Consider the following 11,607-nt stretch of genomic DNA (forward strand, 5'->3'; position numbering starts at 1 on the left):
AGGTCAGCCTCGTGGCGTGAACTCGCACATTCCCCACTACCGCATGAGTCTCGCCGTGGGCGAGCACTCCGTGCGCCATATGCGCAACATCGTGCGCTCGCTGCTCCGTGACTGGGGGCTGGCCGATCTGACGGACGCCGTGGAACTCGGCGTGAGCGAACTGGTCAGCAACGTCGTACGCCATGTACCCGACCGCCGCTGCGTGCTGCTGGTGCAGCGGCGCAGGTCGGTCGTACGGGTCGAGGTGACCGACGGGTCACCCGACCTGCCGCTGGTCACCCTGCACCCGCCGCTGGACGGGGAGGGCGGACGCGGGCTCCTCCTGGTCGACGCGGTGGCCGACAAGTGGGGGGTCCAGCCGCGCCCCGACGGCGGCAAGACCGTGTGGTTCGAGTGCGGAGCCGGCTGACCCGGCGCCGTCCGTCGGAAGTAGACCCTGCTGCCCCCGTCACCCCACAGGTCGTCTAGCGGCGAGCGGGACGACCGAAGCGGTGACGGGGGGGGCAGGGCAGGCGGGTCCTAGTGCCGCAACAGGCAGGGACTTCCGTCCGGCACGCCGAGAGCACGCACCGGACGCCGCTCCTTGACGGGCAGACGTTGCCTGCCGCGGCACTAGGCGGCCTGGGAAGACGTCGGCGGCGGGGCATCCGGCGCCGTGGGGCGGGGACCGTCCGGTATCGGGTCCGTGCCGGTCGCCCGGGCGGCGCGGTGCGCCAGGAAGGGGGTGAGGGCCGCCGCGGCGGCCATGACGGCGGCCGACGCGAGGAACGCGGCCCGGTAGCCCTCCGTGAGTGCCTCGGCGGAGGAGTGGTCATGCCCGGTGCCGGCCGTGACCGAGGCCGCGAGAGTGCCGAGTACCGCGAGGCCGATGGCTCCGCCGATCTGACGGGTGGTGTTGGCCATGCCTCCGGCCACCCCCGCGTCGGTGGGGTACACGCCGGTGACGGCCGCACCGGTGAGCTGGACGAACGCCATGCCGAGACCGAGACCGACGATCAGGGTGGGGCCGAGCAGGTCGGCGAGGAACGTGCCGTCCGCCGAAACGCGGGACAGCCACAGCAAGCCGGCCGCCTCGGTCACCAGCGCGGCGGCCAGCGTGACATGGGCTCCCAGCCGGCGAGCGAGGCGTGGGGCAAGGGAGGAGCCGAGCATGTTCGCGGCCGCGAGAGGCAGCTGGGACAGCCCCGTCTCCAACGGACCGGCACCGAGCACCTGCTGCTGGTAGAGCGGCAAGAAGAAGAACAGCCCCACCCACACGGCGCCGAGCAGCGTCATGACGAGATTGGCCGGTGCCACCGCGCCCGCCGTGAACAGCCGCGGCGGGATCAGCGGGGCGGGGTGGCGTCGTTCGACCAGGACGAAGAGGAGCAGCAGAACGGCACCGGCGAGCAGGGAAGCCACCACCGCGGGGTCGGTCCATCCCGAGCTCCGGGCGGCGGTGAGCCCGTAGACGAGCGCGATCAGTCCGAGCGTTACGGCGAGTGTTCCGGCGAGATCCGTCCGGCGTTCGCCCGTGCCGGGAGAGGCGGTCGCCGGGAGCAGTGCGTAGGTGGCGGCGTAGACAAGGGCGGCGCCACACCCGGAGACATAGAAGACCCAGGGCCAGCCGAGGTTCTCGGTGAGTACGCCGCCCGCCAGCACCCCTGCCGCCCCGCCGGCGCCGGAGACCGCGCCCCACACCCCGAGCGCCCTGCCACGGCCGGAGCCCGCCGGAAAGAGCTGCATGACCAGGGCGAGTGCCGCGGGCGCCACGGCGGCGGCGCCGATCCCCTGCGCCGTGCGCGCGCTGATCAGCAGCCATGCGCTGGGGGCCAGTCCCGCGACGGCCGATGCCACCGTGAAGAGGCTGAGGCCCGCGAGGAGGACCCGGCGACGGCCGAGGAGATCGGCTGCCCGCCCGCCCGGCAGGAGCAGGGCCCCGAAGGCGAGCCCGTAGGCGTTGACGACCCAGGACATGCCGCTGTCGGACAGGCCGATCCCGTCGCGGACGGCGGGCAGAGCTACGTTGACGATGGACGTGCTGAGCGTGACGACGAACTGCGCGCCGGCCAGCGCGGCGAGAGCAGCTCCGCTGCGTGTGTCCGCCATGGGGTGCGAGCTCACGGGTGACTCCTGTGTGTGGTGGGTGCCGGGGCACTCCGTGGGCGGGAGGTACGGCAGCCACGGGCCGCCCACGGAGAGTGCTGCGCTGTCAGGCCGCGGCGTCGGGGATCCACGAACCGTGGATCATCGCGGGCACGCGGCGCGGCAGATGAATGGTGGCGATGGGCGGAACGGTGAGGTCCGAGGCGTCGAGGATGAGCATCTTGGAGGCGTCGGCGTTGAGGTCGCTGACGATCGTGAGCAGATAGCCGGCGTCCTCGCCACCGGCGGCCGGTACGAAGACAGCCTCGCTGGGGAGCCGGCCGGTGCCGAAGGGCAGCGACTGCCGGCTGCCGTCGGCGCGGTCGTACTTCACGAGGGTGTGGTCGCCGATTCCGCGGTCGTCGGGGAACGACAGGGCGTACTGGTAGCGGTGCTCGCGGCCGAGGAACGCGTCGTTGATGGTGGGGAACTCCACGTTCAGGTCGTCCGTATGTTCCTCGGTGACGCGGCCGGCCGTGAGATCGACGGTCCAGCGGCGGTTCAGCGAGCCGGAGACGGGCTCCGCGCCGCGGTCGGGGGCGCCGACCCACCAGTTCCAGGAGCGATGCCAGCCGCCGCGGCCGACGGTGGGCCCCTCGACGACGATCCGACCCATGACGTCCTCGTAGGCGTTGGCGAAGTGCATGGCGTATCCCTGGTCGATCTCGAACCAGCGGATCCCGGCGGCGGCGCCCGTGCCGCGCGGCATGACTCCTATGCGGGTCGGCTGAGCGTCGCTCCAGGCGTAGGGGATACCGGAGTGTTCGGACGGTTCGAAGGTCACCGAGCCCTCCAGGAAGACGACATGGTGCTCGGTGATGGCGAAGTCGTGCTTGAGTGCGGCGGTCGCGCCCGGTACCTCCTGGCTCTCCAGCACGTGACCGTCCGGCGAGGCGACGTGGTGGACCAGATACGGGGGGAAGGGGGACGAGGCGAAGAAGTGCAGCTCGCCGCTGACCGGGTCCTCCTTGGGATGAGCAGTCATAGCGGTGGTGAGCTTGCCGCCGAAGTCGTAGGCCCCCACGGTCCGGAGGTCGGCGGTCAGCTCAAAGGGAAGGTTCGACTCGCACAGGGCCAGCAGGCGCCCGCCGTGCTCGATGACGTGTGTACCGGCGGTGCTCGCGGTGAGGTCCGGGCCGTGCTCGGTCATGTAGGGGGCGCCGTCCAGCGCCGGGGTGTGCACCCAGCGGTTGCGGTACCACTCGGCCCTGCCGTTTCGCAGGCGGACGCCGTGGACCATGCCGCTGCCCTTGAACCAGTGGGTCGGGGTGATGCCGGGCTTGGGATTGTGGCTGTTGCGGACCATCCTGCCGTTGAGTTCGGGCGGGATGCTGCCCTCGACCCTGAGGCCGGTGGCAGTGATCTCGTCCGGGACAGGGGTGTAGTGGCCGGTGAGGTAGGGCCTGCTGGTCATGAGATGTCCGTTCTCTCGGTCGTGACTGCGGATGGCGCGGCGCCGGCGGTCTCAGTAATCGCTCTGTATCGCCTGCCGACCATTGATGTGTGGTTGAACACTCACTGCGAAGGCGTAGCGACTCGTCGCGGCCTGTCCTGTTCAGGAGGCATCTGCGATGAGAGCGGGTTTATGTGTGGTCGATCACTCACTCTCTGGACTGGTGTGGACGGCGTGAGCCGGCCGTCGAGGCTTGAATGGACTGCGTGGCGCTCTCCCGGGCCGGTGAGCGGCACTCAGTGGTGACGGATGCCCGCCGCCAGGGTTCGCATCCACGGGGTGTCCACGGAGTCGGCATCCATCGACACCAGGAGGTGGCAGAGCATTCCGGTGGCGAAGAACTCCTGTACCTGCCGGTCGCCGCCGCCGGAGGCTCCGCGTACGTACTCCACCAGGCGCGCGTACCCGGCACGCACGGCGTCGCGGACGGCGGGCTCGGAGACCGCGGCGGCCTGGGCGTGCGTCTGCACCAGCAGCAGGTCGTTGTCGCTGATCAAACGGGCGTACGCGTCTCCCATTGCCGTGAGTACCGCTTCGGTCGAGCTCCCTTTGGCGTCGGCCGCGCCGGCCTCCAGGCTCTCGCGAACCCGTACGAAGCAGTGCTCGACGACGGCGACGAAAAGGGCTTCCTTGTTCGGGAACAGCCGGTAGACGTATGCCTGGGAGATACCCGCGGCCTTCGCGACCTCGCTGGTCGTGGTGCCGAAGTATCCCCGCGCCGCGAAGGTGCCGATCGCTGTGCGCAGCACGGTGTCGCGACGTTCCTCGGCGGTGGACAGCTGACGTCGGCGCTCCGTAGTCATGTGAGTATTTGACCACTCACACTTTGGGACGTCAAACGCGCTGGTGGGTCACGGCGGGGCTGATCCGCAGCAGGCGCCGGCCCTCATCGTCATCGATCTCGCGGACGCGAACTCGTTCCGCCACCCGCACAGCCTGGCGACACCGCGCCACCCGGACCAGCACCCGAACGGCGCGTCACATCACCAAGGGGCAAAGGTTCTCTGATGCGGCACTAGGTCAGTGCCGACGGAGTACGGTCCGGGCCGGGGCCCCGCCGGCCGTGCGGCGCCTGCGAGCCGTCCGCGTCGGAGGCGGCGGGCCCTGGGTCGGCTGCCGGGGCGGCGCCACGCGGGCCCATCAGGAGGTATGTCAGGGCGAAGCCGGCGGCCACCACCGCCGCGCCGCCGACCGCGTCCAGGACCCAGTGGTTGCCCGTCGCGACGATGGCCGACACGGTGAACAGCGGGTGCAGGAGGCCCAGCGCCTTCATCCACCATCTGGGGGCGATGACCGCGATGACCACACCGCACCACAGGGACCAGCCGAAGTGCAGCGAGGGCATCGCCGCGTACTGGTTGGTGAGGGCGGTCAGGGTGCCGTAGTCCGGTTTGGAGAAGTCCTGGACGCCGTGCACGGTGTCGATGATGCCGAGGTCCGGCATCAGACGGGGCGGGGCCAGCGGGAACAGCCAGAAGCCGACAAGGGCGAGCAGGGTGGCGAAGCCGAGGGATGCGCGGGCCCAGCGGTAGTCGACGGGGCGGCGCCAGTACAGGACGACGAGCACACTGAGCGGGACGACGAAGTGGAACGACTCGTAGTAGAAGTCGAAGAAGTTCCGCAGCCAGTCGATCTTCACGACGGCGTGGTTGACCGCGTGCTCGATGTCGATGCGCAGGAACTCTTCGAGGTCGAGGATCAGTTGGCCGTGGTGTTCGGCGGTGGCCCGCCCCTCGGAGTTGCTGCCGCCGGTCGCCGCGAGCCGGACCTGCTGGTAGGCGGCGTAGGTGACGCGTATGAGGAGCAGTTCGAGGAGGAGGTTGGGGCGGGTGAGGACCCGGCGCAGGAACGGCAGCAGCGGGACGTGCCGGAAACGGGCCGGGACCGGCTTCGCGTACTGTGGCGGGACCGGGCTCGCGTAGTACGGCGAGGTGCGCGAAAGGAACGGCACCGCGGTGGCGGCGGCGACGGCCGCGAGCAGCACGATGTTGTCCCGCAGCGGGTACAGCACCGGCATGTTCGGCAACATCATCTTCGCCGGGAGCGTGGTCACCAGGACGACGGCGACCGGCCAGACGTAGCGGTCCGAGGCGCGCCTGCCGACCCGGCCGACAACCGCGAGCAGCACCCACAGCAGCTGGTGCTGCCAGGTGGTCGGCGACACGGCGACGGCCGCGCAGCCGGTGATCGCGACGGCGAGCAGCAGCTGGCCGTCGCGGGCGTAGCGGACGGCGCGGCGCAGGGCGAGGGTCGCGACGACCGCGCCGAGCACCAGGAAGAGGGCTATCTCCAGCGGTCCTGTCAGATCCAGGCGGAGCAGCGCGCCGTGCAGGGACTGGTTGGCGAGGGCGTCGGCCTTGCCGCCGAGGCCGACGCCCGCCATGTGGTGCACCCAGTAGGTGTGGGAGTCGTGCGGCATCGCGGCCCAGGCCAGCGCGGTGGCCGCGGCGAACGTACCCGCGGCAGAGGCGGCGGCGCGGCGGCGGCCGGTGAACCACAGCAGCGGCGCGAACAGCAGCACGGTCGGCTGGAGCGCGGCGGCGACACCGATGCACAGGCCGCCGGCCCGCTGCCCGCGGACGACGAAGCAGCCGAGCAGGACGAGCAGCACGGGTATGACGCTGGTCTGGCCCAGCCACAGCGTGTTGCGGACGGGCAGGGACAGCATCAGCAGGCTGATCGCGACCGGCGTGGCCAGCAGCGCGGTGCGGCGGCTGACCGGCTGGGGCAGGGCGCGGGCCGCGACCAGGCCGAGGGCGACGACCAGCAGCAGGGTGCCGAAGGTCCAGCCCCAGCCGAGGGCCTGCTCGGCGGCGCGGGTCAGCGGCTTGAGGACAAGACCGCCGAAGGGGGTGCCGGTGAACCGGGTCGAGTCGTACAGGGAGCCGTTGACGTGCAGGACGCCGTCGGGGCCTACCCAGGTCTCCAGGTCCGTCAGCCGCTCCCCGCGGGGTGAGCCGAGGACCGCGGTCAACTGGCGTACCGCGAGGATCGCGGCCACCGCCCACAGGGCCAGCCTGGCCGCCTTCAGGCGGGCCCTGGCCGGCGCTCCCGCGAAGCCCTCCCCCGGTCGCCCGCTGTGCTCCACGTTCGCCACGCCTCGTCGGCCTCCCGCCCCGTTCGACCCGCGCGCCCGCGCGGGTTCCCTTTGCGCACCCTATGAAGATGCGCTGCCCCCTGGAGAGTGACGCGGGAAACCCCTGCTTCACCTGACGTCCGCTCGCCTTTTGTCCGGAAGACGATAGTGCGCAGGGGGTGGGGTTGCGCCCGCGGGGAGCGAGATGGATCACAGCGGGCGGGGCGCGGGGGCGCGGCGGGGCGGGTCTGCGTGCCTGCTTGGGGGGTGTTTGGCTGCTCTGTGCGGTGGGGTGCGTACGGCACGTAAGGGACGTACGTCCGCCTATGGTCGAAATTCGGCCTGCTGCGGTGGGCCTCCGTTTCTGTCCCCGTCGAGAGGTAGGCGAGCGCAGTTTTGCCGGCCGCCACAGTCGTCACACCGTCCGAGCCGTCCGGATCGTCCGGGTCGTCCGGGTCGCACGGGTCCGCCGGGTCGGCCGGGTCGGCCGGGTCGGCCGCTGCCCGCGTGGGGGGCCGGGTCACCGAGACCGACCCGGCGCTCGTCAGGCGTGCCGTGAAGGCCGCCGCGCTGGGCAACGCCATGGAGTGGTTCGACTTCGGTGTCTACAGCTACATCGCGGTGACGCTGGGCAAGGTGTTCTTCCCGTCCGGCAATCCGACCGCGCAGTTGCTGTCGACCTTCGGGGCCTTCGCGGCGGCGTTCCTTGTCCGGCCGTTCGGTGGCATGGTCTTCGGGCCGCTCGGCGACCGCGTGGGGCGGCAGAAGGTACTGGCCCTCACCATGATCATGATGGCGGCGGGCACCTTCGCGATCGGCCTGATCCCTTCGTACGCCACGATCGGGGTGGGCGCGCCGCTCCTGCTGCTGGCGGCGCGGCTGGTGCAGGGCTTCTCCACCGGCGGTGAGTACGCGGGCGCGTCCACGTTCATCGCCGAGTACGCGCCCGACCGCAGGCGGGGCTTCTTCGGCAGCTGGCTGGAGTTCGGCACGCTCGCCGGGTACATCGGCGGTGCGGGTCTTGTGACGCTGATGACGGCGCTGCTGTCCGCGGACGACCTGGTGTCCTGGGGCTGGCGGATCCCGTTCCTGATCGCCGGTCCGATGGGGATCGTCGGGCTGTATCTGCGGATGCGGCTTGAGGAGACCCCGGCGTTCGCGGCGGAGGCCGCGAAGACCGGGTCGGCCCGGCCGAAGGTGCCGCTGCGCGACATGATCGCCGGCCAGTGGCGTGCCCTGCTCCTGTGCGTGGCCCTGGTCCTGGTCTTCAACGTCACCGACTACATGCTGCTGTCGTACATGCCGAGCTATCTGACGAGCGAGCTGAAGTACGACGAGACGCACGGGCTGCTGGTGGTGCTCGGGGTGATGGCGCTGATGATGATCGTGCAGCCGTTCGCGGGCGCCCTGACCGACCGCGTCGGCCGCCGCCCGCTGATCGCGGCGGGCTGCGCGGGCTTCCTGCTCCTGTCGATCCCGTCCCTGCTGCTGATCCGGCAGGGCAGCCTGCTCGCGGTGGCGCTCGGCATGGGCGCGCTGGGTCTGCTGCTGGTCTGCTTCACGGCCGCGATGCCGTCGGCGCTGCCCGCCCTGTTCCCGACGCCGGTCCGCTACGGCTCCCTGTCGATCGGCTTCAACATCTCGGTCTCCCTGTTCGGCGGCACGACGCCGCTGGCCGTCACCGCGCTGATCGGGACGACCGGGGACATGATGATGCCCGCGTACTACATGATGGCGGCGGCGGTGATCGGCGCCGTGGCGGCATGGCGCATGCCCGAATCAGCGGGCCGCCCCCTCCCCGGTTCCCCACCCTCCCGAGAACCCCTCCAGCCCATCCCATCCCCGGCCCAGCGCGGCTAGGCCGTGTTCTAGGTTCGGCTTCCTGTGCACGCTGCCGGTGCCCGCCGGCGCGGTGCTGTGCGCGCGGTGTGTATGGGGTTGCACCTTCCGCAGCGGCATGTGGTCCGGTGGACTTACGTCCCGATGCCTTGAGGAAAGGTCCCCGCTCATGCATTCGTCTTTCATGCCACCCCGTCAGGTCAAGATCGGTGACGCGGCGGCCTTCGTGGGCAGCACGCCACGGGCGATTCGCCATTACCACGAGATCGGCCTGCTCCCCGAGCCTGAGCGGGGCGGCGATGACCGCCGCCGCTACGGGTACGAGGACATGATCCGCTTGCTGTGGATTCGCAAGATGGCCGACGCCGGGATCGCCCTGGACGACATCCGTGACGCCTTCACCACCGGCACGGCTTCCGCCGGCGGGGACAGCGGAGAAGGTATCGCGGGCATCCTGGAGCGGTTGGAGGAAACCCTCGCCGAGCAGGAGGCGGAATTGCGGCGGCAACGGACCGCCGTGCAGCGGATGCGCACCGAAGGCAGCCGGATGGGCCTGCTCTCCGACTTCGTCACCGAACGCCTCAAGAGCCTGCCCGCGGGCTCCCTGCGTCAGGCGGACCTGGACAGTCTGCTGGTCACTGAGCGGATCTTCGGCCCGCTCGGCGCGGCCGTCCAGGCCACCCGCTTCGTCGTCCTGGCCACGCATCCCGCTCTGCGGGAGGCTTCCGACCGCATCGATGAGGCCGAGGAGGCACTCGATGACAGTGTCGCCGTCGATGATCCACGGGTGGCTCAAGTGGCCGCCGAGCGGCACGCCTTCGAAAGCGCCCTACAGGCCGTCATCGAGGAGTCCGGCCTGGGTGAGGACGACGATGCCCTCTTCGACGCCTGGGACACTTTGCACCCTGCCACCGCCGATGACGGCGAGGGCGAGGGCGAGGCTGACCTCGGCTCTGGCAGGCGGGAGGCCGACTCCATGAGCGTGTTCGAAGCCACCGGCAAGATGCCCTACGACTTCTCCCCAGCCCGCCTGCGCTGTATGGAACTGACGGAAGAACTATCCGCCCAAGACTCACCCGCTACCTCAAACACGGCCTAGCCCGGCCTAGCCCGGCCCGGCGAGGGTATGCCTGCACGTCTCGGCGCGGCGGACCTTACGGTTTGTGGGTCACCCAGAGCAGTTCCGCCGGCCAGCGGTGTGCCCAGTCGGGTGGGTCGGTCTCGTTGTAGCCGTTGCGTGTTCCGGGTCCGGGCCGCGGCTCGATGAGGTCGTCGATGATGAGGCCCGCGCCGCGCAGGACCCTGACCCAGTCGCCGTAGGTGAGCTGATAGCTGGTCGCGCCGTCGTCTTCGGCGATGGTGTTCAGCCCGAAGTAGTCCTTCTGCAGCGTCGTGGTCACACGGCCGGCGGCTTCGTCGTAGCAGGCTTCGAACCATGGGCCGGCGACGTCGAACACCAGGCGCCCACCTCGGCACAGGACCCGTGCGGCCTGGGGTACGGCCAGGTGCGGGGGCGCCCAGCTGAGCCCACCGAAGTCGCAGAACACCAGGTCGAAGCTGTCGGCGGCGAAGGGAAGCTGCTCGGCGGCGCCGTGCACCAGCGGGTAGCGGGCCGCTCCCATCGCGCGGGCCGCCGCGGCGAGCTGGGCTTCGGACAGGTCGAACCCGACCACGGTGGCCCCCTCGGCGGCGAGCGCCCTGGACCACTGGCCGGCGCCGCAGCCGAGTTCGAGGACGCGCTTGCCGGTGACGTCGCCCAGGGCGCGCAGGTGCGCGTCGGGGATGGAGTACATGCCCCACAGCCGGGGTGCGGCGCCGATCTGCGGGTCGTGCTCGTGCTGGTAGGCGCTGCTGATCCGGTTCCAGAGCCGCCGGTTATCGCGCCCGAAGGGGCGCGGGGAACTGCGCGACAAGCCACGACGATCCCGCACCCGCCAGCCGGCAAACCGAGGCACCCCCCGAGGCGCCCAAGCCCCGGTACAACCAAACCCCGCCAGGGGCAACGCCCCCAAAGGGGCGCGGGGCTGTATCGATATGCGGCTCCGCCGCGCGGGCGCGACAAGCCACGACGATCCCGCACCCGCCAGCCGGCAAACCGAGGCACCCCCTTAGGCGCCCGGCCAAAGCCCCGCCAGGGCCACGCGGCGTGACCGCAAACGTGGGCCAAGTGACCGGCTGACTACAAATCCACGTGAACAAGCCAATCTGACGCGAAGAACTCCTCGCTCCCTTGACCCGGCACAACCGCTCGGGAAGCTTCGCAACGCAAGAACCCGCAACCGACTTGGAACGGGAGGGCACCATGGCCCTAGAGTTCGTGGGTATCGACCCGGAGACCACCGGAGGCGGCTCGCCGACTGTGTGGGTGGAGGAAGAGACGGCCGACCTCGTCCTCCAGGGCGAGGAGGCCGACAAGCCGCTGAAGGCCCTGGTGGGCGGCACGGAGTGGGTCGCCGGACACGACACGGGAATTCCCACGCATGAGACGGTGATCCGCATCCCCGCCCGCATGGTGCCGATTCTGAGGGAGGCGTGTGATGTCGCAGAACGGCGTGCCGGACTTCGCTGAGCTACTGCGGTCCGCCCAGCGCACTGCCGTCCACCTGGAGATGCGCGACGTCTACACCGTCGGCGATGAGAGGGACGGCTTCGAGGAGTTCCTTCGGACCGGCCTGACCGACCTCGACCCCGATTCGCCGTTCTGGCAGGGCTGGACCCCGCTGGTGCGCGAAGCCGTCGCCAGGGGCGTCCAGATGCGCCGGGCTCGGATCGTCTCCGAGCCGGTGACCGATTACATCCGGTGGGAGCACGCCCTGACCGCGGTCAACGTCGCCGTTGGTGAGCAGGTCCGCTGGCTCCCCCGTCGTCTCGCCTCCGACATCGCCCTTCCCGGAAACGACCTGTGGCTGATCGACGGCCGACGGGTGATGTTCCACTGGTTCACCGGGGACGGCGACTGGGCAGGACATGAGTTCAACGAGAACCCCGACGTGGTGAAGATGGTCGTCGCCGCGTTCGAGGCTGTGTGGGAACGCGGCATCGACCACGAGAAGTTCACCGTCTGATCCCGCGCACGGCCCCATGCCCGCCTCCCCCTCGTCCAGCGCCCAGGCGG

The 11,607-nt window shown here is 70.6% G+C and carries 10 protein-coding genes; 5 read left to right on the forward strand and 5 right to left on the reverse strand.

Annotation, left to right across the window (positions count from 1 at the left end):
- Nucleotides 1-16 precede the first annotated feature (16 nt).
- Entirely contained in the window at nucleotides 17-409 is a 393-nt protein-coding gene (locus AC27LF_RS40840; protein WP_479658200.1) for an ATP-binding protein, read from the forward strand.
- Between the two features lie 203 nt (nucleotides 410-612).
- On the opposite strand, the gene AC27LF_RS40845 is transcribed toward AC27LF_RS40840, so the two are convergent.
- From AC27LF_RS40845 to AC27LF_RS40860, 4 genes are all read right to left on the reverse strand, one after another.
- Nucleotides 613-2,103, reverse strand: coding sequence for an MFS transporter (locus tag AC27LF_RS40845; RefSeq protein ID WP_479658201.1), 1,491 nt, complete (start codon nucleotides 2,101-2,103; stop codon nucleotides 613-615).
- Nucleotides 2,104-2,191: 88 nt separating this feature from the next.
- Nucleotides 2,192-3,538 carry a carotenoid oxygenase family protein gene (locus AC27LF_RS40850; RefSeq protein ID WP_479658202.1) on the reverse strand — a complete coding sequence of 449 codons (1,347 nt, stop codon included), beginning with the start codon at nucleotides 3,536-3,538 and terminating at the stop codon, nucleotides 2,192-2,194.
- 275 nt (nucleotides 3,539-3,813) lie between these two features.
- A complete protein-coding gene (locus AC27LF_RS40855; RefSeq protein WP_479658203.1) occupies nucleotides 3,814-4,380 on the reverse strand; it encodes a TetR/AcrR family transcriptional regulator in 567 nt (188 codons plus the stop codon).
- Between the two features lie 212 nt (nucleotides 4,381-4,592).
- Nucleotides 4,593-6,674, reverse strand: a complete 2,082-nt coding sequence (locus AC27LF_RS40860; protein ID WP_479658204.1) for a bifunctional glycosyltransferase 87/phosphatase PAP2 family protein — start codon at nucleotides 6,672-6,674, stop codon at nucleotides 4,593-4,595.
- Nucleotides 6,675-7,160: 486 nt separating this feature from the next.
- Here AC27LF_RS40860 and AC27LF_RS40865 point away from each other — a divergent pair, with 486 nt between their 5' ends.
- Entirely contained in the window at nucleotides 7,161-8,513 is a 1,353-nt protein-coding gene (locus AC27LF_RS40865) for an MFS transporter (protein WP_479658205.1), read from the forward strand.
- 148 nt (nucleotides 8,514-8,661) lie between these two features.
- Nucleotides 8,662-9,591, forward strand: a complete 930-nt coding sequence (locus AC27LF_RS40870; protein ID WP_479658206.1) for a MerR family transcriptional regulator — start codon at nucleotides 8,662-8,664, stop codon at nucleotides 9,589-9,591.
- 55 nt (nucleotides 9,592-9,646) lie between these two features.
- On the opposite strand, the gene AC27LF_RS40875 is transcribed toward AC27LF_RS40870, so the two are convergent.
- Nucleotides 9,647-10,405, reverse strand: coding sequence for a class I SAM-dependent methyltransferase (locus AC27LF_RS40875; protein ID WP_479658207.1), 759 nt, complete (start codon nucleotides 10,403-10,405; stop codon nucleotides 9,647-9,649).
- A 389-nt stretch (nucleotides 10,406-10,794) separates the two neighbouring features.
- On the opposite strand from AC27LF_RS40875, the gene AC27LF_RS40880 reads away from it, so the two are divergent.
- Together AC27LF_RS40880 and AC27LF_RS40885 are read left to right on the forward strand one after the other, a co-directional pair.
- Nucleotides 10,795-11,061 carry a hypothetical protein gene (locus AC27LF_RS40880; RefSeq protein WP_479658208.1) on the forward strand — a complete coding sequence of 89 codons (267 nt, stop codon included), beginning with the start codon at nucleotides 10,795-10,797 and terminating at the stop codon, nucleotides 11,059-11,061.
- Nucleotides 11,030-11,557, forward strand: coding sequence for a DUF6879 family protein (locus tag AC27LF_RS40885; protein ID WP_479658209.1), 528 nt, complete (start codon nucleotides 11,030-11,032; stop codon nucleotides 11,555-11,557). The genes AC27LF_RS40880 and AC27LF_RS40885 overlap by 32 nt, the downstream gene beginning before the upstream one ends.
- Nucleotides 11,558-11,607 lie beyond the last annotated feature (50 nt).

The organism is Streptomyces diversicolor, from assembly GCF_057537855.1.

Bases quoted from the DNA above. Each gene is read 5' to 3' on its own strand.
- AC27LF_RS40870 (WP_479658206.1), top strand. From the start codon at position 8,662: ATGCATTCGTCTTTCATGCCACCCCGTCAGGTCAAGATCGGTGACGCG.
- AC27LF_RS40855 (WP_479658203.1), bottom strand. From the start codon at position 4,380: ATGACTACGGAGCGCCGACGTCAGCTGTCCACCGCCGAGGAACGTCGC.
- AC27LF_RS40885 (WP_479658209.1), top strand. From the start codon at position 11,030: ATGTCGCAGAACGGCGTGCCGGACTTCGCTGAGCTACTGCGGTCCGCC.
- AC27LF_RS40880 (WP_479658208.1), top strand. From the start codon at position 10,795: ATGGCCCTAGAGTTCGTGGGTATCGACCCGGAGACCACCGGAGGCGGC.
- AC27LF_RS40850 (WP_479658202.1), bottom strand. From the start codon at position 3,538: ATGACCAGCAGGCCCTACCTCACCGGCCACTACACCCCTGTCCCGGAC.